General features: G+C 71.8%; 18 protein-coding genes and 1 pseudogene. 15 read left to right on the top strand and 4 right to left on the bottom strand.

Annotation, left to right across the window (positions count from 1 at the left end; all coding sequences use genetic code 11):
* Positions 1 to 7: 7 nt before the first annotated feature.
* Both ACVW19_RS06495 and ACVW19_RS06490 read right to left on the bottom strand, forming a co-directional pair.
* On the bottom strand, positions 8 to 1,660 hold the full coding sequence (locus ACVW19_RS06495) for a PucR family transcriptional regulator (RefSeq protein ID WP_457457421.1): 1,653 nt from the start codon (positions 1,658 to 1,660) through the stop codon (positions 8 to 10).
* A 50-nt stretch (positions 1,661 to 1,710) separates the two neighbouring features.
* The gene (locus ACVW19_RS06490) at positions 1,711 to 3,513 is read right to left on the bottom strand and encodes a glycoside hydrolase family 15 protein (RefSeq protein WP_457464465.1); all 1,803 of its coding nucleotides are present in this window, start codon (positions 3,511 to 3,513) and stop codon (positions 1,711 to 1,713) included.
* A gap of 544 nt (positions 3,514 to 4,057) precedes the next feature.
* Here ACVW19_RS06490 and ACVW19_RS06485 point away from each other — a divergent pair.
* The 11 genes from ACVW19_RS06485 to ACVW19_RS06435 all read left to right on the top strand — a co-directional run bounded on the left by ACVW19_RS06485 (position 4,058) and on the right by ACVW19_RS06435 (position 16,736).
* The gene (locus ACVW19_RS06485) at positions 4,058 to 5,704 is read left to right on the top strand and encodes a CTP synthase (protein WP_202280507.1); all 1,647 of its coding nucleotides are present in this window, start codon (positions 4,058 to 4,060) and stop codon (positions 5,702 to 5,704) included.
* A 109-nt stretch (positions 5,705 to 5,813) separates the two neighbouring features.
* On the top strand, positions 5,814 to 6,440 hold the full coding sequence (locus tag ACVW19_RS06480) for an NUDIX domain-containing protein (protein WP_457457419.1): 627 nt from the start codon (positions 5,814 to 5,816) through the stop codon (positions 6,438 to 6,440).
* 161 nt (positions 6,441 to 6,601) lie between these two features.
* On the top strand, positions 6,602 to 8,686 hold the full coding sequence (locus ACVW19_RS06475; RefSeq protein WP_457457417.1) for a tetratricopeptide repeat protein: 2,085 nt from the start codon (positions 6,602 to 6,604) through the stop codon (positions 8,684 to 8,686).
* A gap of 133 nt (positions 8,687 to 8,819) precedes the next feature.
* Complete coding sequence (gene ald, locus ACVW19_RS06470; RefSeq protein ID WP_457457415.1) at positions 8,820 to 9,944, top strand: alanine dehydrogenase; 1,125 nt, start codon at positions 8,820 to 8,822, stop codon at positions 9,942 to 9,944.
* 568 nt (positions 9,945 to 10,512) lie between these two features.
* Positions 10,513 to 11,505, top strand: a complete 993-nt coding sequence (locus ACVW19_RS06465) for a ParA family protein (protein WP_457464464.1) — start codon at positions 10,513 to 10,515, stop codon at positions 11,503 to 11,505.
* Positions 11,490 to 12,071 (top strand): hypothetical protein, encoded by a 582-nt coding sequence (locus ACVW19_RS06460; RefSeq protein ID WP_457457413.1) that lies wholly within the window; start codon positions 11,490 to 11,492, stop codon positions 12,069 to 12,071. Before ACVW19_RS06465 ends, ACVW19_RS06460 begins: the two co-directional genes overlap by 16 nt.
* An 18-nt stretch (positions 12,072 to 12,089) precedes the next feature.
* Complete coding sequence (locus tag ACVW19_RS06455; protein WP_457457411.1) at positions 12,090 to 13,226, top strand: segregation/condensation protein A; 1,137 nt, start codon at positions 12,090 to 12,092, stop codon at positions 13,224 to 13,226.
* Complete coding sequence (scpB, locus tag ACVW19_RS06450) at positions 13,223 to 13,879, top strand: SMC-Scp complex subunit ScpB (protein ID WP_457457409.1); 657 nt, start codon at positions 13,223 to 13,225, stop codon at positions 13,877 to 13,879. The genes ACVW19_RS06455 and scpB overlap by 4 nt, the downstream gene beginning before the upstream one ends.
* Positions 13,879 to 14,928, top strand: coding sequence for a pseudouridine synthase (locus ACVW19_RS06445; RefSeq protein ID WP_457457407.1), 1,050 nt, complete (start codon positions 13,879 to 13,881; stop codon positions 14,926 to 14,928). Before scpB ends, ACVW19_RS06445 begins: the two co-directional genes overlap by 1 nt.
* A 63-nt stretch (positions 14,929 to 14,991) precedes the next feature.
* On the top strand, positions 14,992 to 15,711 hold the full coding sequence (locus ACVW19_RS06440; protein WP_457457405.1) for an NUDIX hydrolase: 720 nt from the start codon (positions 14,992 to 14,994) through the stop codon (positions 15,709 to 15,711).
* Entirely contained in the window at positions 15,708 to 16,736 is a 1,029-nt protein-coding gene (locus ACVW19_RS06435) for an ADP-ribosylglycohydrolase family protein (protein WP_457457403.1), read from the top strand. The genes ACVW19_RS06440 and ACVW19_RS06435 overlap by 4 nt, the downstream gene beginning before the upstream one ends.
* Here ACVW19_RS06435 and ACVW19_RS06430 read toward each other — a convergent pair.
* Positions 16,733 to 17,422, bottom strand: coding sequence for a nucleotidyltransferase domain-containing protein (locus ACVW19_RS06430; RefSeq protein ID WP_457457402.1), 690 nt, complete (start codon positions 17,420 to 17,422; stop codon positions 16,733 to 16,735). The genes ACVW19_RS06435 and ACVW19_RS06430 overlap by 4 nt on opposite strands.
* A 22-nt stretch (positions 17,423 to 17,444) precedes the next feature.
* A pseudogene (locus tag ACVW19_RS06425) lies at positions 17,445 to 17,875 on the bottom strand (Rieske (2Fe-2S) protein).
* A gap of 218 nt (positions 17,876 to 18,093) precedes the next feature.
* Here ACVW19_RS06425 and aroH point away from each other — a divergent pair.
* The 4 genes from aroH (at position 18,094) to ACVW19_RS06405 (ending at position 21,036) form a co-directional block, all read left to right on the top strand.
* The gene (gene aroH / locus ACVW19_RS06420) at positions 18,094 to 18,456 is read left to right on the top strand and encodes a chorismate mutase (protein ID WP_457457400.1); all 363 of its coding nucleotides are present in this window, start codon (positions 18,094 to 18,096) and stop codon (positions 18,454 to 18,456) included.
* Positions 18,453 to 19,538 carry a prephenate dehydrogenase gene (locus ACVW19_RS06415; protein ID WP_457457398.1) on the top strand — a complete coding sequence of 362 codons (1,086 nt, stop codon included), beginning with the start codon at positions 18,453 to 18,455 and terminating at the stop codon, positions 19,536 to 19,538. The genes aroH and ACVW19_RS06415 overlap by 4 nt, the downstream gene beginning before the upstream one ends.
* Before the next feature lie 173 nt (positions 19,539 to 19,711).
* Positions 19,712 to 20,392 carry a (d)CMP kinase gene (gene cmk, locus ACVW19_RS06410; protein WP_457457396.1) on the top strand — a complete coding sequence of 227 codons (681 nt, stop codon included), beginning with the start codon at positions 19,712 to 19,714 and terminating at the stop codon, positions 20,390 to 20,392.
* Positions 20,389 to 21,036, top strand: a complete 648-nt coding sequence (locus ACVW19_RS06405) for a lysophospholipid acyltransferase family protein (protein WP_457457394.1) — start codon at positions 20,389 to 20,391, stop codon at positions 21,034 to 21,036. Before cmk ends, ACVW19_RS06405 begins: the two co-directional genes overlap by 4 nt.
* The last annotated feature ends 64 nt before the right edge of the window (positions 21,037 to 21,100 follow it).

Raw genomic sequence — 21,100 nt, 5'->3', positions numbered from 1 at the left:
TGCCGCGTCAGGGCACGTGCCGCCGTGCCCGCAGGGCCAGGCTCAGGGTCAGGACCGTGTGCGGGTCGTCGAGGTCACTGCCCAGCAACTCCCCGATCCGGGCCAGCCGGTTGTACAGCGTCTGGCGGTTCAGGTGCAGTTCGCGGGCCGTCTCCGCCTTGCGGCCCGCATGGGCCAGATAGGTCTCCAGGGTGGGCAGCAGCGGCGGCCGCGAGCGGCGGTCGTGCTCCAGGACCGGGCCGATCGCGCGGTCCACGAAGGCCGCCAGGTCCGGCTGGTCGCGCAGCCGCCACATCAGCAGGTCGATGTCCAGGCGGCGGGCGTCGTACCAGGGACGGTCCGGCAGCCCCTGCGCCGCGCTCGCGGTCCGGGTCGCGTGCCGCAGACCCGCCGACGCCGCCGCCCAGTCACCGGCCGCCCCGACCACCACCACGGGCGGCCGTGCCCCCGGCGGCATCATCCCCGCCCGCTCCGCCCCGGCGCGCAGCGCCGCCGCCACCCGGTCCGCGATCGCCGGCCGTTCCGTCTGCGCGCGCAGCCCGAGCAGCAGCGGCACCCGCCCCTCCACCGGCCGCACACCCAGCAGTACGGGGACCCCGAGCGAGGCCAGCTCCTCGGCGACCGCGCGGGCCAGCACCGCCCAGCCGCCGTCCTGCGGGGACAGGACGTCGTCGAGCCGCATCACCACCGGGAGCAGCGGGCCGGTGCCCGGTCTGAAACCCAGCACGCGCGCCTGCGCGGGCGCGTCCTGCGGGGCGACCCGGCCCTCGGAGAGGTCGACGAGGAAGTCGCCGCGTCCGCGTGCCGCCAGTTCCTCCTCCTGACGGGCCTGCATCAGCACCACGGCGAGCAGGCCCGCCGCACGCTCGGCCGCCATGCGGTGCACCGGCGCCGGCGCCGTCCGCACCGGAAGCAGCACCAGACGCGCCCGCACCCCGCCGCCGCCCGGCCCGCCGCCCGGCACGTCGACGAGCGCCGAACCGGCCGGCGGGGCGTCCTGGTGCCGGTCGCGCAGCCCCTCCCACACCTGAAGCGGGTCGGCGCCCTCGGGGCCCTCCCCGGCGGCGTACAGCAGCCGTCCGTCCGTCGTCTCCAGGAACACCGGGTTGCCGCTGACGTCGGCCAGGATCCGCAGGACCTGGGGGACACCCCCACCGCCCAGCAGCGCCTCGGTGCAGCGCCGGTGCACCTCCTCGGCGCGCCGCAGCAGCGTGTAGTGACCGTTGACGATCTCGGTGTGGATCTCCTCGGTCACCGTCACGTACGGCACCTCGCGGTGCAGCTGGACCAGGGGCAGCCCCGCCGTCCGTGCCGTGTCGACCAGGGCGGCGGGCAGGCGGGTGAAGCGGGTGCCGAGCTCCACGACGAGGGCCGCGATGTCCCGCTCGGCCAGTGTGCGCACGAACGCCCGCTGCTCGGCGGGGCGGCTGCCGAGACCGTATCCGGTGGTCAGCAGCAGCTCCCCGCCCTTGAGCAGCGAGGCGATGTTGGGCACCTCGCCCGCGTGCACCCAGCGCACCGTGCGCCCCAGGCCGTCGGCTCCGGCCACCACCTCGGGCAGCCCGCTGCGCAGCGCGGGCAGTTCCAGCGCCTGCCGCACGGTGATCCCGGCACCCTGCGTGTCGTACTCGCCGTCCCTGCCCCTGTCGCTGCCGCCCATGCACCGGACGCTACCCGTGCGCACGGGCGCACGGGTCGTCGGGCGGCCCCTCAGCCCCCGTACGCCCCCGAGGCGGTCAGGCGCAGGGCCGTGTCGATGAGGGGGACGTGGCTGAAGGCCTGGGGGAAGTTGCCGACCTGGCGCTGGTTGACCGGGTCCCACTCCTCGGCGAGCAGGCCGAGGTCGTTGCGCAGGGCCAGCAGCCTCTCGAACAGCCTGCGGGCCTCGTCCACGCGGCCGATCATCGCCAGGTCGTCGGCCATCCAGAACGAAACGGCGAGGAAGGCGCCCTCGTCGCCCGGCAGCCCGTCGACGCCTTCGTCGGCGCCTTCCGTCGGGTAGCGCAGGATGAAGCCGTCCGGGGTGGACAGCTCGCGCTGGATCGCCTCGATGGTGCCGATCACCCGCTTGTCGTCCGGCGGCAGGAAGCCCACCTGCGGGATCAGCAGCAGCGCGGCGTCCAGCTCCTTGGAGCCGTACGACTGCGTGAACGTGTTGCGCTCCTTGTCGTAGCCCTTCTCGCACACGTCCCGGTGGATGTCGTCGCGCAGCTGCTTCCAGCGCTCCAGCGGGCCGTCCGCGTCACCGGACTCGATGAGCTTGATGGTGCGGTCGACGGCGACCCAGGCCATCACCTTGGAGTGCACGAAGTGGCGGCGCGGGCCGCGCACCTCCCAGATGCCCTCGTCCGGCTCCGTCCAGTGCTTCTCCAGGTAGGAGATCAGCTTCACCTGGAGCAGGGACGCGTAGTCGTTGCGTGTCAGACCCGTCATGTGGGCCAGGTGCAGGGCCTCGGTGACCTCGCCGTACACGTCCAGCTGGAGCTGGTGAGCCGCGCCGTTGCCGACCCGGACCGGAGTCGAGTTCTCGTAGCCGGGCAGCCAGTCCAGCTCCGCCTCGCCGAGCTCGCGCTCACCGGCGATGCCGTACATGATCTGCAGGTTCTCCGGGTCGCCGGCCACCGCGCGCAGCAGCCACTCGCGCCAGGCGCGGGCCTCCTCGCGGTAGCCGGTGCGCAGCAGCGAGGACAGGGTGATCGCCGCGTCCCGCAGCCAGGTGTAGCGGTAGTCCCAGTTGCGGACGCCGCCGATGTCCTCCGGCAGGGAGGTGGTGGGCGCGGCGACGATGCCGCCGGTCGGGGCGTAGGTGAGGGCCTTCAACGTGATCAGGGAGCGGATCACGGCCTCGCGGTAGGGACCGTGGTACGTACAGTGCTCCACCCACTCCCGCCAGAACTCCTCGGTCGCCTCCAGCGACTGCTCCGGCTCCGGCAGCGGCGGCGGCTCCTTGTGCGAGGGCTGCCACGAGAGCGTGAACGCGATCCGGTCGCCCGGCGCCACCGTGAAGTCCGAGTACGTCGTCAGCGACTCCCCGTACGTCTTGGCGGATGTGTCGAACCACACCGAGTCCGGGCCCGCGACGGCGACCGTGCGCTCCTCGTGCCGGTGCACCCACGGCACCACCCGGCCGTAGGAGAAGCGCATCCGGAGCGCCGAACGCATCGGCACCCGGCCCGAGACGCCCTCCACGATGCGGATGAGCTGCGGGGCGCCGTCGCGCGGGGGCATGAAATCGATCACCCGGACCGTCCCGTGCCCGGTGTCCCACTCCGACTCCAGGACCAGCGAGTCGCCGCGGTAGCCGCGCCGGGTCGCGGCCGGTGGCGGGGCGTCGGGGGCGTGCGCCGGGCCGATCCGCCAGAAGCCGTGTTCTTCGGTGCCCAGTAGGCCGGCGAAGATGGCGTGCGAGTCGAAGCGGGGCAGGCACAGCCAGTCGACTGTGCCGTCCCGGCAGACCAGGGCGGCGGTCTGCATGTCTCCGATGAGTGCGTAGTCTTCGATGCGCCCGGCCACGTGCAACTCCAGTCGAACGGCCACGTCACCCCACGAGGGGGCTGTCGCTAGTGCGGTCAAGGGGACAGTGAACGATGAATGACGTCATGCGTCGTTGAGCGACGAAGCAAAGCAGTCGCTCAGCCATGAATGCAAAGCGCCGATTATTAGTCAACGAACTGACGAGCTTTCGTTGTTCCGGTGTGACGGGCTGGGGTGGTGCCGTCCGGCCGGTCGGGCTCGACAGTGGGGTGTCCGAGCAGGATACGACGCACATAGAGGGTCTGTGTGCCGCTCCGGGCAACGCACCACCGCCGAACGGGTGAGCAGCGGGTGATGGGCCTGTGAGAGGTGACGGACCCGTGCCGGAGCGTGCGCGGAGCGTGGCCGGACGGCATCGCCCCGCGTCGCTGATACGCTGGTAGCCCGTGGACCGGTGGGCCCCTTCCCCAGAGGGAAATCCGAACAGGGCACCCCCGAACCGCAGCGACGGCACCGTCGGAGACCTCCGGCAGGCAGCCGCCCCGCACCCCCAGACCGCGACCACGGGAGCCCCCTCTTGGCCATGCCAAAATCCACGACGACCAAGCACATCTTCGTCACCGGGGGTGTCGCCTCCTCTCTCGGCAAGGGCCTGACCGCCTCCAGCCTCGGCATGCTGCTCAAGGCCCGCGGCCTGCGCGTCGTGATGCAGAAGCTCGACCCGTACCTCAACGTCGACCCCGGCACGATGAACCCCTTCCAGCACGGTGAGGTGTTCGTCACCAACGACGGCGCCGAGACCGACCTGGACATCGGGCACTACGAGCGTTTCCTCGACCGTGACCTGGACGGCTCCGCCAATGTCACCACGGGCCAGGTCTACTCGACGGTGATCGCCAAGGAGCGGCGTGGCGAGTACCTGGGCGACACCGTGCAGGTCATCCCGCACATCACCAACGAGATCAAGCACCGCATCCGCCGGATGGCGACGGACGAGGTCGACGTCGTGATCACCGAGGTCGGCGGCACGGTCGGCGACATCGAGTCGCTGCCGTTCCTGGAGACCGTCCGCCAGGTGCGGCACGAGGTCGGCCGTGACAACGTGTTCGTCGTCCACATCTCGCTCCTGCCGTACATCGGCCCCTCGGGTGAGCTGAAGACGAAGCCGACCCAGCACTCGGTGGCCGCGCTGCGCAACATCGGTATCCAGCCGGACGCGATCGTGCTGCGCTGCGACCGCGAGGTGCCGACCGCGATCAAGCGGAAGATCTCGCTGATGTGCGACGTCGACGAGGCCGCCGTGGTCGCCTGCCCCGACGCCCGTTCGATCTACGACATTCCGAAGGTCGTGCACGCCGAGGGCCTGGACGCCTACGTCGTGCGCAAGCTGGACCTGCCGTTCCGGGACGTGGACTGGACGACCTGGGACGACCTGCTCGACCGGGTCCACAACCCCGACCACGAGATCGTCATGGCCCTGGTCGGCAAGTACATCGACCTGCCCGACGCCTACCTGTCGGTCACCGAGGCGCTGCGCGCGGGCGGCTTCGCCAACAAGGCCCGGGTGAAGATCAAGTGGGTCACCTCCGACGACTGCAAGACCCCGGCCGGCGCCCAGGCGCAGCTCGGTGACGTCGACGCGATCTGCATCCCCGGCGGCTTCGGGGACCGCGGTGTGCTCGGCAAGGTCGGCGCGATCCGCTACGCGCGCGAGAACCGGATTCCGCTGCTCGGTCTCTGCCTGGGCCTGCAGTGCATCGTGATCGAGGCGGCCCGCAACCTCGCGGACGTCTCCGACGCCAACTCCACCGAGTTCGACCCGGCCACCTCCCACCCGGTCATCTCCACCATGGCCGAGCAGCTCGACATCGTCGCCGGTGAGGGCGATCTGGGCGGCACGATGCGGCTCGGCATGTACCCGGCGAAGCTGGCCGAGGGCTCGATCGTGCGCGAGGTGTACGACGGCAAGGAGTACGTCGAGGAGCGCCACCGGCACCGCTACGAGGTGAACAACGCCTACCGCGCGGAGCTGGAGAAGAAGGCCGGCATCGTCTTCTCCGGTACCTCCCCGGACGGCAAGCTCGTCGAGTACGTCGAGTACCCGCGCGAGGTCCACCCGTACCTGGTCGCGACCCAGGCACACCCGGAACTGCGGTCGCGTCCGACGCGTCCGCACCCCCTGTTCGCGGGTCTCGTCAGGGCCGCCGTCGAGCGGAAGATCTCGAAGTAACACACCGGTTGTACGGTTGCCGGGGTGCGAACCCTCAAAGGGTGAGCACCCCGGCCGCTTTTCTCACCCACCGCAATCGCACGACCCCTGTACGTCGGGAAGGACGGGCATGACGATCAAGGACACCCCGGAGGAGTGGGAGATCCGGGCGACCCGGACCCCCTTCGTCGGCAACAAGACCTCCGTCCGCACCGACGACGTGGTCATGCCCGACGGGACCGTGGCCCACCGCGACTACCAGGTCCACCCGGGCTCCGTGGCCGTCCTTGCCCTCGACGACGCCGATCGCGTTCTGGTCCTGCGCCAGTACCGCCACCCCGTGCGCCACAAGCTGTGGGAGATCCCGGCCGGTCTGCTCGACGTACCCGGCGAGAACCCGCTGCGCGCCGCCCAGCGGGAGCTCTACGAGGAGGCGCACGTCAAGGCCGAGGACTGGCGGGTGCTGACCGACGTCTACACCACCCCCGGCGGCTGCGACGAGGCCGTACGGATCTTCCTGGCCCGCGGACTGTCCGAGGCCGAGGGCGACCGCTTCGAGGTCGAGGACGAAGAGGCCGACATGGAACTGGCCCGGGTGCCCGCCGTGGACCTGGTCCGCAAGGTGCTGGCCGGTGAACTGCACAACAACTGCCTGGTGGTGGGCGTCCTCTCGCTCGTCGCCGCACGGGGCGGGGACGGGCTCGACGCGTTGCGCCCCGCCGAGGCGCCGTGGCCGGCGCGCCCGTTCGAGGTCTGAACCGCCTCGGCCCCTTGCGATGTGACCATCGGCTGATCCGATCGAGGGACGCATTCGCCGCGCTCCACACGGAACGTAGCAGAGCGTGAACTAGGCTCGGGAAAACGCCCGATCCGGAGTCCCGGCGGGCTTGCGCGTGCGGTGGGACGGGAGTGTGGCCCGTGACGGATCAGGCGATGGACACGGACGGTGCACGGCTCTCCCAGGACGTTACCGTGGGTGATCGATTCCTGGGCCGTGCCAGGGAGTTGAAGGAACTGCGCGCCGACATCGAGCGCGCGGGACTGGACACCCTCTCCGGCCGCAAGGCTCCCCGCGCGCGTGTGCTGCTCATCGCCGGCCGGCCGGGTTCGGGCCGTACGGCTCTCGGCGAGGAACTCGTACGCCAGGTCGCCGACCGGTACCCCGACGGGGTGCTGCGCGCCCGGCTGAGCGAAACCGACGGCACACGCGTGCCCGTCGAGCGCTCCGCGCGCGAACTGCTCGACGCGCTCGAGGTGTCCGCCCCGGCCGGCGCCGCCGAGGACGATCTCGTCGAGGCGCTGCGGACCGCCCTCGCCGGCCGCCGGGTGCTGCTCCTGCTGGACGACGCGGCCGACGCCGAGCAGGTCGACGCCCTGCTGCCGGACAACCCCGACTGCCTGGTGGTCGCCGTCTCGGAGGGTCCGCTGACCGGTATCTCCGACGTCCGCCCGTGCACCCTCGGCGGCCTCGACACCAAGTCCGCCGTGGAACTGCTCTCCCGGTCCACCGGCTCGGTCCGCATCACCGTCGACCCCCGGGCCGCGGAGGGCCTGGCCGAACAGTGTCAGGGGCAGCCGGCCGCCCTGGTGCTGGCCGGCGGCTGGCTCGCCGCCCGGCCCAAGGCCGCCGTCGCCGACCTCGCCAGGCAGCTGCACGCCGACCCCGACAACGGCACCGTCGGCACCGCGGGCACCGCGGTCAGCCGTGTCCTCCACCTCGTGCACGCCGAACTGCCCGCGCCCGCAGCTCGGACCCTGCGCCTGCTGAGCCTGGCCCCGGCCGGCCTGGTCGACCCGCACACCGCCTCCGCGCTCGCCGGCTGCCCGGTGAGCAGCGCACGCGCCACCCTGGACGACTTCGTCTCCGTGGGCCTGCTGCACCCGGTGGGGTCGTCGCTGCCGCAGTACGAGGTGCCCTGCTGCCTGCACCCCCTGCTGCGCGGTCTCGCCGAGACCCATGAACGGCCGGGGGAGCTCCAGCTGGCCCGCGCCCGCATGCTGGAGCGGACCGTACGGCTGCTCCAGTCGTGCAGGGCCATCACCGAGACCGACAGTCCCCAGGCACGCGAGAAACTGCTCGGGATGCCGCGCTCCCTGCGCTTCGCCACTCCCCGGGACGCCGCCGACTGGCTGCGTGCCCGCAGGCCCGCCCTGCTGGCCTCGGCCCGGCTCGCGGTCGCCGACGGGACGCTGGACACCCTGGCCCGCCGCCTGATGTCGCAGCTGGTGCGTGCCATGGTGGCCCACTTCGGCACCCAGGCCGCCGCGAGCGACCTGTACGGCATCCACCACCTCGTCCTCGACGTGGCCGAGCGCCGGGGACTGCCCCGCGAGAAGGCCGCGGCCCTGCTGAACCTCGGCGACCTCGACGCCCGGACCGGCCGCACGGCCGACGCGCTGGCGCGCTACCGGGCCGCGCTGGACGCCGGACGCGCGGCGAACGACCCGTACGCGACCGGCCGCGCGATGGAATCCGTGGGAGGCGCCCATCTGGAGCTCGGGGACTTCGACCGGGCCGCCGACTGGTTCGGGCGGGCCCTCGCCGAGCGGCTCGCCCGGGACGAGCGCGCGGACGCCGCCCGCCTCTACGGCCGGATCGCCGCCGCCCACACCTATGTCGGCCGCTACGGCGAGGCGCTGCGGAACTGGCGGGCGGCGGTCGCCGGGTACCGCAAGAGCGGTGATGTGACCGCCCAGGCGCGGGCGCTGAGCGAACTGGCCCGGGTCCAGGAGTACGCGGGCCGGCCCGAGGAGTCGATGCGCACCTGCCGGGAGGCGGTGGAGTGGGCCCGGCGGGCCGAGGACACCCGGCTGCAGGCGGCGCTGCACCTGCGGCTCGCCGACACCTTCGAGCACCTCGGCGACCCCGCGTCGGCCGCGCTGCACCGGGAAACGGCCGAGCGGATGCTGCAGGAGGAGGCCGAGGCGTCCCAGGCATCCGGCATCCGCCCGGAACAAGGAGGCGGCGCCTGTGAAATTCGTGGGGTCCCTGCGGAGAGTTGATGCTTTGCAAGGCCGGGCAGCGGTAAGGCCTTCATTGGGAAGGTGCTGCGGCGTTTCCTTCAGCGGTCTCCCGGTGTGCGCGCGTGTGCCCGGGGAGGGGTAGTAATACCTCATACCCTGCGAACCGAGGACCGTGATCGATGTGAAGGTCGGCATCCCCCGCGAGGTCAAGAACAACGAGTTCCGGGTGGCCATCACCCCCGCCGGCGTGCACGAGCTGGTGCGCCACGGCCACCAGGTCGTCATCGAGCGCGGCGCAGGCGTCGGCTCCTCGATCCCGGACGGTGAGTACATCGCCGCGGGAGGGCAGACACTGGACACCGCCGACGAGGTCTGGGCCGCCGCCGACCTGCTGCTGAAGGTCAAGGAGCCGGTCGCCGCGGAGTACCGCCTGCTGCGCAAGGACCAGACGCTCTTCACCTATCTGCACCTGGCCGCCTCCAGGGAGTGCACGGACGCGCTGCTGGCGTCCGGCACCACCGCGATCGCCTACGAGACCGTCGAGCTGCCCGGCCGTGCGTTGCCGCTGCTCGCGCCCATGTCCGAGGTCGCGGGGCGACTGTCCGCCCAGGTCGGCGCCTACCACCTGATGCGGGCCAACGGCGGCCGCGGCGTGCTGCCCGGCGGTGTCCCCGGGGTGCAGGCGGCCCGGGCCGTCGTCATCGGCGGAGGAGTCTCCGGCTGGAGCGCCGCGCAGATCGCCGTCGGCATGGGGTTCCACGTGACCCTGCTCGACAAGGACATCAACAAACTCCGTGAGGCCGACCGGGTCTTCGGCACGAGGATCCAGACCGTCGTCTCCAACACCCTCCAGCTGGAGAAGGCCTGCCTGGAGGCCGATCTGGTGATCGGCGCGGTGCTGATTCCCGGCGCCAAGGCGCCGAAACTGGTCACCAACGACCTCGTCTCACGGATGAAGACCGGGAGTGTCCTTGTCGACATCGCGATCGACCAGGGCGGCTGCTTCGAGGACTCCCGCCCGACCACGCACGCCGAGCCGACCTTCACGGTCCACGAATCGGTCTTCTACTGCGTCGCCAACATGCCCGGCGCGGTGCCCAACACCTCCACCTACGCCCTCACCAACGCCACGCTGCCCTACGTCGTCGAACTCGCCGACCGCGGCTGGGTGGAGGCGCTGCGCCACGACCCCGCGCTCGCCAAGGGCCTCAACACGCATGACGGCAAGGTCGTGTACCAGGAGGTCGCCGAAGCCCACGGCCTGGACCACGTGGAAGTCGCCGCGCTGCTCGACTGAACCCGGGGGAGGAGGGGAAGGTGACCTCCGGGCGTCAAGTCGACCAAGTCACCGACCGGCAAAGGCGATAGGTCAACCTCCTTCATCAACGCGGCCGACTCGGCCCGGCCTTGCCCGTCAGGCCCGGCGAGATGTGTGTATGGTCACTTCACGGATCCAGGGCAACTCGCCTCGAACGTAACGCTTCCACCGATTCGCACACCGGTGAAACCTGCTGTGCGACGGTCGTACGCCCTTGACAGAGGGATGTTTCATTGTCGACACATCGGGCCGGGTCCGGCGGATTGTGTTGCTGCGGACCGCCGACACGCCATAGAGTCGCCAACCGTCGGCATGATGCCACGCTGACCTGTCTAGAAGTTTCCTGGTCACCAAGGAGGTAAGACGACTTGTGAATGAGTCGACATTTACTCCCGGGGGTGGTCAACCAGGAACGCCTGCACGGGACCGGGGTCCCGCGGGGTTCGCTGCTGTCGGCTCCGTCGCCGTGCACACCTTCGCAGCCCAACAGAGTCAGCAGGCGACTCTCACTGCACACCCGAGCATGGATGGCCATCACGTGAACGCCATGGCCGGCGACGGAAGTGGCGCGCCCCACAACCAACTCGCCGACTACGACGAACTGCCCGAGGGGCATTTCTACGACCCCGACGCCGAGTACGAGCCGGATCCCGAGTACGCGGCCACCCTCGCGCCCGACGCTGCCCGCCAGCGCCGTGAGCGCGTCGGCCCGACCGGCCGCCCGCTGCCGTACTTCCCGATCCCGGGCCCGCTGACCGACCACGGCCCCGCGAAGATCATCGCGATGTGCAACCAGAAGGGCGGCGTCGGCAAGACGACGTCGACCATCAACCTGGGTGCCGCGCTCGCCGAGTACGGCCGCCGGGTGCTGCTCGTCGACTTCGACCCGCAGGGCGCGCTGTCGGTCGGGCTCGGCGTCAACCCGATGGAACTCGACCTCACCGTCTACAACCTGCTCATGGAGCGGGGCATGGCGGCCGACGAGGTGCTGCTGAAGACGGCGGTCCCCAACATGGACCTGCTGCCCAGCAACATCGACCTGTCGGCGGCCGAGGTCCAACTCGTCTCCGAGGTCGCCCGCGAGTCGACGCTTCAGCGCGCGCTGAAGCCGCTCATGGACGACTACGACTACATCGTGATCGACTGCCAGCCCTCGCTCGGCCTGCTCACGGTCAACGCGCTGACGGCGGCGCACAAGGTGATCGTGCCGCTGGAGTGCGAGTTCTTCGCCCTGCGCGGTGTGGCGCTGCTCACCGAGACCATCGAGAAGGTCCAGGAACGGCTCAACCCCGAGCTGGAGCTCGACGGGATCCTCGCCACGATGTACGACTCGCGCACGGTGCACAGTCGCGAGGTGCTCGCACGCGTCGTCGAGGCGTTCGACGACCACGTCTACCACACGGTCATCGGGCGTACGGTCCGCTTCCCGGAGACGACCGTCGCCGGTGAGCCGATCACCACGTACGCGTCCAACTCCGTCGGTGCCGCCGCCTATCGCCAGCTTGCCAGGGAGGTGCTCGCCCGGTGTCACGCCGAGTGAGTCTGCCGGGGGCCGACGAACTCTTCCGTACGACAGGGGGGATGGCGCTCCAGGCGTCCACGCCGAGGCGCCAGGCGGGCGGCGAGGCCCGGGTCCCCGCTCCCGCGGGGGAGGGCGGCGCGGCCGCGGCCCAGAACGACACTCCGCAGTCGGTGCCCGCGCAGGGCGGCGACGGCGAGGGTGCCGAGCACGTCGCCACGGACGCCGAGCCGGCCGAAGCCGGCGAGTCCCGCAGCCGCGCCGCGCAGGAGCGCCCCGCGCGACGGCAGGGGGCGACGGGTTCGGCCGGCTCCGCCGGTACGGCCGCCGAGGCGGCCCCGCGCAAGCGCGGAAGAGCGGTGGCGCGACGGCCCAGTGGACGTGAGCGGCACGACGAGAAGATCACGGTGTACGTGTCCGCCGAGGAGCTCATGGACCTCGAGCACGCCCGTCTGGTGCTTCGGGGCGAGCACGGACTGGCCGTCGACCGGGGCCGGATCGTCCGCGAGGCGGTCGCCGTGGTCCTCGCCGACCTGGAGTCCCGCGGAGACGCCAGCATCCTCGTACGGCGCCTGCGCGGGCGGTAGGGGTAGCCTGCGGAGGCCATGACCTCGAACGACACCCCCGCCACCGGCCACGGTCCGCGGCCCGGCCGCCGGCGTGCGCTGGGGCGGGGGCCGGGGGTCGCGCCGCCGGTGACACCGCCCGCGGAGGCGGGGGCCGAGGGACCGGGACCGATGACCGTGCCTCCCCCCGAGGTCCAGGCTCCGGCTCCGGCGGCCCTGGAGGACGTACCGGACGCCGGGCGGCCGCCCGAGCCGGCACCCGGGAGCCCTGAGGCGGGTGAGGGGGCTGAGGGTGCCGAAAGCACCGAGGGCACCGAGGAGGGCGACGGCGGGTTCAAGGTCCGGTTGTCGAACTTCGAGGGACCGTTCGACCTGCTGCTTCAGCTGATCTCAAGACACAAGCTGGACGTCACCGAGGTCGCGCTGTCCAGGGTGACCGACGAGTTCATGGCGTACATCCGGGCACTGGGACCGGACTGGGACCTGGACGAGACGACCGAGTTCCTGGTCGTGGCGGCCACCCTGCTCGATCTCAAGGCGGCACGCCTGCTGCCCGCCGCCGAGGTGGAGGACGAGGCGGACCTCGCCCTGCTGGAGGCCCGGGACCTGCTGTTCGCCCGCCTGCTCCAGTACCGGGCGTACAAACGGATCGCGGAGATCTTCGACGGGCGGCTCGACCAGGAGGCCCGGCGCCACCCCCGGACCGTGGGGCTCGAGCCGCACCACGCCGAGCTGCTGCCCGAGGTCGTCATTAACATCGGCGCGGAGGGGTTCGCCAGGCTCGCCGTCAAGGCGATGCAGCCCAAGCCCAAGCCGCAGGTGTACGTCGACCACATCCACGCGCCGCTGGTCAGCGTGCAGGAGCAGGCCGGGATCGTCGTCGCACGGCTGAAGGAACTCGGCGAGGCCGGTTTCCGGGAGCTGATCGAGGACACCGACGACACGCTGACCGTCGTCGCCCGCTTCCTCGCGCTCCTGGAGCTGTACCGGGAGAAGGCCGTCGCCCTCGAGCAGGAGACCGCGCTCGCCGAGCTGACCGTGCGCTGGACCGGCGGTGACGGGGACGTCGCCCCCGCCGTCACCGACGAGTTCGACCGGCCGCCCGAGCAGCAGAGGGAGTCGGAGGAGCGGCCGGAGGGACGGCCGGAGGGACGGCCGGAGGAGGAGAAGGCGTGAGCGAGGACACGACCGACGTTCCCGCGGGGCTGCGCACCGTCGCGGACCTCGACCTCGGGCCCGCCCTGGAGGCGGTCCTCATGGTCGTGGACGAGCCCGTGACCGAGGAGCACCTGGCGAAGACACTGGAACGGCCGAGACGCCAGGTCGCGGACGCGTTGCGCGCGTTGGCCGACGAGTACACCGTGCAGGGGCGCGGCTTCGAGCTGCGGATCGTCGCCGGCGGCTGGCGTTTCTACAGCCGCCCCGAGTACGCCGCGGCCGTCGAGGGCTTCGTCCTGGACGGCCAGCAGGCCCGGCTCACCCAGGCCGCCCTGGAGACCCTCGCGGTGGTCGCCTACCGCCAGCCGGTCAGCCGCAGCCGGGTCTCCGCCGTACGCGGAGTGAACTGCGACGGGGTCATGCGCACCCTGCTGCAGCGCGGTCTGGTCGAGGAGGCGGGCACGGAACCCGAAACAGGTGCGATCCTGTACACGACGACGAACTACTTCCTGGAGCGGATGGGCCTGCGCGGTCTGGACGAGCTCCCGGAGCTCGCGCCCTTCCTCCCGGAGGCGGAGGCGATCGAGGCCGAGACCCAGGAAGCCGTACCGTCGTTCGATCCGGACGCCCCGGACCCGGACGACGGTCCCCCTACGAACACGGAATTGTGATGCGAAGCAGCGGCAGCGGCAAGAGCGGCGGACGCGGTACCCCCCGCGGGGCAGGCGGCAACAGGGGCCAGAGGCAGGGGCAGGGCCGCCCCGACAAGCCCCGCCCCGAGGAGCGCCGCTACGACGTGGGCCCCGGGGACACCAAGGACGGCCCCAAGTCCGGCCGTGGCGGCGCCAAGCCGCCGTCCCAGAAGAGCGGCGGCCGGGGCGGTCGTACCGCCCCGGGGCGTTCGCGCGAGTACGAGACGCGGATCGAGGAGCGCAACCGCGACCGGTACGCGGGCAAGAAGGACGTGAAGCTCCCGAAGACCTTCCCGGGCGCCGAGCAGGAGGGCGAGCGGCTGCAGAAGGTGCTCGCCCGCGCGGGGTACGGCTCCCGGCGCGCCTGTGAGGAGCTGATCGAGCAGGCGCGGGTCGAGGTCAACGGCGAGATCGTGCTGGAGCAGGGCCGCCGGGTCGACCCCGAGAAGGACGAGGTCAAGGTGGACGGGCTGACCGTCGCCACCCAGTCCTACCAGTTCTTCTCGCTGAACAAGCCCGCCGGTGTCGTCTCCACCATGGAGGACCCCGATGGGCGTCAGTGCCTCGGCGACTACGTCACCAACCGGGAGACCCGGCTGTTCCACGTCGGCCGGCTCGACACCGAGACCGAGGGCGTCATCCTGCTCACCAACCACGGTGAGCTGGCGCACCGGCTGACCCACCCGCGGTACGGGGTGAAGAAGACCTACCTCGCGCACATCATCGGACCGGTCCCGCGCGACCTGGGCAAGCGGCTGAAGGACGGCATCCAGCTGGAGGACGGTTACGCGCGCGCGGACCACTTCCGCATCGTCGAGCAGACCGGCAGGAACTACCTCGTCGAGGTGACCCTGCACGAGGGCCGCAAGCACATCGTGCGCCGCATGCTCGCGGAGGCCGGCTTCCCGGTCGACAAGCTGGTGCGCACGGCGTTCGGGCCGATCGCCCTGGGCGACCAGAAGTCGGGCTGGCTGCGCCGGCTGTCGAACACCGAGGTCGGCATGCTGATGCAGGAGGTCGAGCTCTAAAGGCTTGTCGCCGACCCACACCCCCTTTTATAGTCGTCCTGACTATAAAAGGGGGTGTGGGTCATGGACGGCTACGACAAGTACGCCTTCGAACCCTTCGCCGTCACCGTCGACCTCGCCGTGTTCACGATCCGCGGGGGCGCGCTGCACGTGCTGCTCGTCGAACGCGGCCAGGAGCCGTACGCCGGCCGGTGGGCGCTGCCGGGGGGCTTCGTCCGGCCGGACGAGTCCGCGGAGGGCGCCGCGCGGCGCGAGCTGGGCGAGGAGACCGGGCTGACGGACGTGTCCGGGCTGCATCTGGAGCAGCTGAGGACCTACAGCGAACCCGGTCGGGACCCGCGGATGCGCGTCGTGTCCGTGGCCTTCGCCGCGCTGCTGCCCCACGCTCCCGAGGCGCATGGCGGCAGCGACGCGGCACAGGCCCGCTGGACGCCGTACGACTTCGCGCGGAAGCTCGCCTTCGACCACGACCGGATCCTGGCCGACGCCCGGGAACGCGTCGGCGCCAAGCTCGAGTACACCTGCCTCGCCACCGCCTTCTGCCCGCCCGAGTTCACCCTCGGGGAGCTGCAGCAGGTCTACGAGACCGTGTGGGGCACCGCGCTCGACCGACCCAACTTCCGGCGCAAGGTGCTCGCCACCCCGGGCTTCGTCGAGGCCGTCCCGGGCGCCGCGCGCCTCACCGGCGGCCGGGGCAAACCCGCCGCGCTGTACCGCGCGGGCACCGCCGCCACCCTCCACCCACCACTGCTCCGGCCGACTCCGGAAGGACGTCCCGCATGACCACGACCACCGTCACCAAGCGCGCCGCCACAGGTGCGCTCACCGGACTCGCCCTGGGGGACGCGCTGGGCTTCCCGACCGAGTTCAACGACGTTCCGTCGATCCTCGCCAAGTTCGGTCCCTGGCGGGGGATGGACCTGCCGAAGCCGGCGATCGTCACCGACGACACCCAGATGACCCTCGCTCTGGGGAGGGGCCTGCGGACGGCGATGGACCGGGGCGTGCTCACCCCGAAAGGGCTGGAGCGTCCGGTGCGCGAGGAGTTCGTGGAGTGGTACCGCTCGCCCGAGAACAACCGCGCCCCCGGCAACACCTGCCTCAAGGCCTGCCACCTGCTGGCCCGCGAGGACCGGCCCTGGCAGGACGCCTCCCAGGTCGGCTCCAAGGGCTGCGGCGCCAACATGCGGGTCGCGCCCATAGGTCTGGTCCCCGGGCTGAGTGACGAACAGCGCGCGGGCGCCGCCCAGTTGCAGTCGGCCCTCACCCATGGGCACCCGACCGCGCTCGCCGCCTCCGACCTCACCGCGCACGCCGTACGGTTGCTCGCCGAGGGCGCCGAACCCACCGGCCTGATCGGCCTGTTGCGTTCCTACGCCTACGAGAACCGCACCCGCTACCACGAGTTCTGGCTCGGCGACCTGTGGACCCGCGCCCAGGACCCCACCCCCGAGCACTTCATCACCCGCGGCTGGGACGAGTGCCTGGACATCCTGGAACGCCTCCAGCACGCCGTGCGCACCGTCTCGCCGGAGACCGACCCGTGCCTGGCGACGGGGGAGGGCTGGATCGCGGAGGAGGCCCTGGCGACCGGCCTGCTCTGCTTCCTGCTCTTCGTCGACGAACCGCTCACCGCCCTGCGCCGCGCCGCCTGCACCGCGGGCGACTCCGACTCGATCGCCTGCCTGACGGGCGCCTTCGCCGGTGCCCACCTGGGCGCGGACGCCTGGCCCGCCGAGTGGGCGGACCGCATCGAGTACCGCGAGGAGCTGCTGGCGCTCGGTACGCTCTGGGACGCCCGTTTTTAACCCGCCCGGAGGGCCGAGGCGCGGCGGGTGCGGACGAGGAAGTCCTGCACCCGTCGGCGGTCCGGTCCTGCGGGGAGCGGACTGCGGCGGGCGGCCTCCCCGGCCTCCCGCTCCAGGCGCGTCATCCGCGCCTCGACCTCGGGCCAGGCGACCTCGCCCCGCTTCACCGCGAGCAGCGACTCGCGCTCCTCGCCCACGTCGATCGTGAGGGTGCCCGTGCGCAGCACGTCGCGGGCGGAGGCCAGCAGACGCAGCAGATGCATGGCGTGCTTCCAGCGGGGCACCCCGTGGGCGCGGACGTCGGCCTCCAGTTTGCGGCGCTGGCCGTAGGCGTACCGCGTGAACGTCTCGTGGACCCGGCGGGAGAGGAACGCGCCGCGCAGGGCGAGCAGCTCGCGTCCGGTGTCGTCGGCGTACTCCACGAGCGGGGAGTACAGGCACTCCAGGATGTTGGGGTTGGCCCGCAGGGCCAGCTCGCAGAAGCGTTCCAGCTCCCAGCTGAACTGCTCCTCGACCGGTCCTTCGACATGGGTCGGCGGCTTCTCGAAGCGCCAGAACAGGGGAGTGGGGGCGAGGAAGACGCCCCGGCGGTCGGTGTCGCTGCCCTCCGCGGCCAGACCGAAGGCACGCGACCCCATGACGCAGGCGTAGACGGTGTGGTCGCGGACCAGGTGCTCGGGGCGCATGCCCGGGAGCGTATGCGGCGGCTCACACCAGGCGAATCGAATTTCCCTCCACCGTGATCTGCTCCGAAGGCAGCGGACTGGTCGCCGGGCCCCGGTCCACCGAGCCGTCGGTGATCCGGAACCGACTACCGGGGCAGGCGCAGTTGACGGTGCCGTCCGGGACGTTCGCCAGGAGGCAGTGCTGGTGGGTGCAGATCGCCGAGAAGGCCTTGAAGTCGCCCTGTTCCGGCTGCGTCACCACGATCTTCTCGTCCTTGAGGATCACCCCTCCACCTACCGGGACGTCGCCGGTCGAGGCCAGTTCCCGGCCTGCCGACGCGTGGGGCGCGGCGGTGTCCGTGGCGGAGTCCGGCGAGGAACCCTCGCTCTGTTCCCGCCCCCGCCGCAGCCGGCGGCCAGTGCCGTCGCGCCTGTCGCGAGAAGGACCGTGCGCCGCGTTTCGGGAGGGGGCATGTCGTCACCTCCGGGGGGAGAGAACCGTGGGCGAGGTGGAGGGGACCCCAGCAGTCTGGCACCGGACGCGCCGTCCGTCTCGGCGGGCGGGCACCGGACACCGGCCGCGCCCGTTCTGACTAGGCTGGACGACCGACACCCACGTCGGAGTGCCGGCGAGTGAACACGCAGGCACTCCGGTACACCCGTACATCAGCGCACCAGCAAGGAGCATCGCCGTGGCGGTACGAGCGGTCCGGGGCGCCGTCCAGCTCGAGCGGGACGAGTCCGGCCACATGGAGGAGCAGGTCGGCGCCCTGCTCACCGCTGTTCTGCAGCGCAACGGTCTGGCAGTGGACGACCTGATCAGCATCTGGTTCACGGCCACGCCCGACCTGCACTCCGATTTCCCCGCCGCTGCCGCCCGCAAGCTCGGCATCGTCGACGTCCCCCTGATCTGTGCCCAGGAACTGGACATCGAGGGCGCCATGCCCCGCGTCGTCCGCATCCTCGCGCACGTCGAGTCCGACCTGCCGCGTGCCGACATCGCCCATGTGTACCTCGGTGCCGCGGCGGCCCTGCGCAAGGACATCGCCCAGTGAGAACCGCACTCGTCATCGGCACCGGGCTGATCGGCACGTCCGCCGCCCTCGCCCTGTCCCGGCGGGGCGTCGTCGTCCACCTCGTCGACCACGACCCGGAGCAGGCCCGTACGGCCGCCGCGCTCGGCGCCGGCACCGACCGGGAGCCGGAGGGGCCGGTGGACCTGGCGATCGTCGCCGCCCCGCCCGCCCACGTGGCCGAAGCCCTCGCCGAGGCCATGAGCCGTGGTGCGGCGCGCGGCTACATCGACGTCGCCAGCGTGAAGGGCGGTCCGCGCCGTGAGCTCGAGCAGCGGGGGCTCGACCTGTCGGCATACATCGGTACCCACCCCATGTCCGGCCGGGAGAAGTCCGGCCCGCTGGCCGCCGGCGCGGATCTCTTCGAGGGCCGCCCGTGGGTGCTCACCCCCACCCGGGACACCGACACCGAGGTGCTGAACCTCGCCCTCGAACTGGTCTCGCACTGCAGGGCCGTGCCGGTCGTCATGGACGCCGACGCCCACGACCGTGCCGTGGCCCTCGTCTCCCACATGCCGCACCTGGTGTCCAGCATGGTCGCAGCGCGCCTGGAGCACGCCGAGGAGGCCGCCGTACGGCTGTGCGGGCAGGGCATCCGGGACGTGACCCGGATCGCCGGCTCGGACCCCCGGATGTGGATCGACATCCTCTCCGCGAATCCCGGACCGGTCGCCGACCTGCTCACCGACGTCGCCACCGACCTGGAGGAGACGGTGCGGGCCCTGCGCGCGCTGCAGTCCTCCGACGAGGACAAGCGCCGCGAGGGCAGCACCGGCATCGAGGGCGTGCTGCGCCGCGGCAACGCCGGGCAGGTCCGGGTCCCCGGCAAGCACGGCTCCGCGCCGCGCGTCTACGAGGTCGTGGCGGTGCTCATCGACGACCAGCCGGGCCAACTGGCCCGCATCTTCGCCGACGCGGGACGTGCGGGCGTCAACATCGAGGACGTGCGCATCGAGCACGCGACCGGGCAGCAGACCGGTCTGATGCAGCTCATGGTGGAACCCGACGCGGCCCCGGTACTCACCGCGGCACTCCGGGAGCGGGGCTGGGCGATCCGCCAGTAGCACCCGCCGGGCGGCGGGCGGGCGGTGTGTCCCGCGACAGCGCCCGTACCGCTTCCGGGGCCCTGCGCGCAGCCGGGAGCGGGTAGGGCCGATCGGGGGACATACACCCAGTAACCTTGTCCAGGGCAGTCGCGCCCCGCTCCCCGCCAGCCAGGTCCAGGAAGGTCCCCACTGTGGAAAGCGCCACGCCAGTGATTGTCGCCATCGACGGTCCGTCCGGCACGGGCAAGTCGAGCACGTCGAAGGCCGTGGCGGCACAGCTCGGCCTGAGCTACCTGGACACCGGCGCCCAGTACCGGGCGATCACGTGGTGGATGGTCACCAACGGCATCGACGTCACCGACCCCTCCGCGATCGCCGCCGTGGCCGGCAAGCCCGAGATCGTCTCCGGCACCGACCCGGCGGGACCGACCATAACGGTCGACGGTGTCGACGTGGCCGGTCCGATCCGCGAGCAGGACGTCACCTCCAAGGTCAGCGCCGTCAGCGCGGTCCCCGAGGTGCGTTCCCGGATCACCGAGCTGCAGCGCACGATCGCCGGCTCCGCCGTCACCGGCATCGTCGTCGAGGGCCGCGACATCGGGACCACCGTGCTGCCCGACGCCGACCTGAAGATCTTCCTCACCGCCTCCCCGGAGGCGCGCGCCGCCCGCCGCAGCGGTGAGCTGAAGGGCGCCGACCTGCACACCACCCGCGAGGCCCTGATCAAGCGGGACGCCGCCGACTCCAGCCGCAAGACCTCCCCGCTGGCCAAGGCGGACGACGCGGTCGAGGTGGACACCACCGACCTGACGCTGAAGCAGGTCATCGAGTGTGTCGTCACCCTCGTCGAGGAGAAGAGAGCCGGACGGTGACCGAACTTCCGTCGGCGCGGGGCGCCGAGGTCGGGCGGCGGATCGGCGTCGGCCTGATGTACGGGCTGTGGAAGCCGCGCGTGCTGGGCGCCTGGCGGGTGCCCGCGACCGGTCCGGTGGTGCTCGCCGTGAACCACTCCCACAACATCGACGGACCGATGGTCATGGGCGTGGCGCCCCGGCCGACGCACTTCCTGATCAAGAAGGAGGCGTTCGTCGGACCGCTCGACCCGTTCCTGACCGGCATCGGCCAGGTGAAGGTGGACCGGGCCACCACCGACCGCACGGCGATCTCCCGGGCGCTCGGCGTCCTGCGGGAGGGCGGCGTCCTCGGCATCTTCCCCGAAGGCACCCGGGGCGAGGGCGACTTCGCCTCGCTGCGCGCGGGGCTCGCGTACTTCGCCGTGCGCGGCGGCGCGCCGATCGTGCCCGTCGCCGTGCTGGGAAGTTCCGGGCGGGGCGGACGGTTGATAAAGGGGCTGCCCCCGCTGCGCTCCCGTGTCGACGTCGTCTTCGGCGACCCGTTCGACGCGGGCGACGGCGACGGCCGCCGCACCCGCAAGGCGCTGGACGCGGCGACCGAGCGGATCCAGAAGCAGCTCACCGCGCACCTGGAAAACGCCAGACGCCTCACCGGGCGCTAGGCGACACTGAGTAGTGGATCACCCGGAACCGGGCATTCCACCGACCACGATGGACAACGAGGTA

The sequence above is a fragment of the Streptomyces sp. TE5632 genome, from assembly GCF_054061295.1.
Note: the sequence above shows the minus strand (reverse complement) of the source record. Positions and strands in the feature narration are given on the sequence as shown.

Excerpts from the sequence above, each read along its gene's own strand:
- ACVW19_RS06495 (WP_457457421.1), bottom strand. The coding sequence starts at position 1,660 with ATGGGCGGCAGCGACAGGGGCAGGGACGGCGAGTACGACACGCAGGGT.
- ACVW19_RS06430 (WP_457457402.1), bottom strand. The coding sequence starts at position 17,422 with ATGCGCCCCGAGCACCTGGTCCGCGACCACACCGTCTACGCCTGCGTC.
- ACVW19_RS06440 (WP_457457405.1), top strand. The coding sequence starts at position 14,992 with ATGGACGGCTACGACAAGTACGCCTTCGAACCCTTCGCCGTCACCGTC.
- ACVW19_RS06455 (WP_457457411.1), top strand. The coding sequence starts at position 12,090 with ATGACCTCGAACGACACCCCCGCCACCGGCCACGGTCCGCGGCCCGGC.
- ACVW19_RS06445 (WP_457457407.1), top strand. The coding sequence starts at position 13,879 with ATGCGAAGCAGCGGCAGCGGCAAGAGCGGCGGACGCGGTACCCCCCGC.
- ACVW19_RS06485 (WP_202280507.1), top strand. The coding sequence starts at position 4,058 with ATGCCAAAATCCACGACGACCAAGCACATCTTCGTCACCGGGGGTGTC.
- ACVW19_RS06435 (WP_457457403.1), top strand. The coding sequence starts at position 15,708 with ATGACCACGACCACCGTCACCAAGCGCGCCGCCACAGGTGCGCTCACC.
- ACVW19_RS06465 (WP_457464464.1), top strand. The coding sequence starts at position 10,513 with ATGGCCGGCGACGGAAGTGGCGCGCCCCACAACCAACTCGCCGACTAC.
- ACVW19_RS06480 (WP_457457419.1), top strand. The coding sequence starts at position 5,814 with ATGACGATCAAGGACACCCCGGAGGAGTGGGAGATCCGGGCGACCCGG.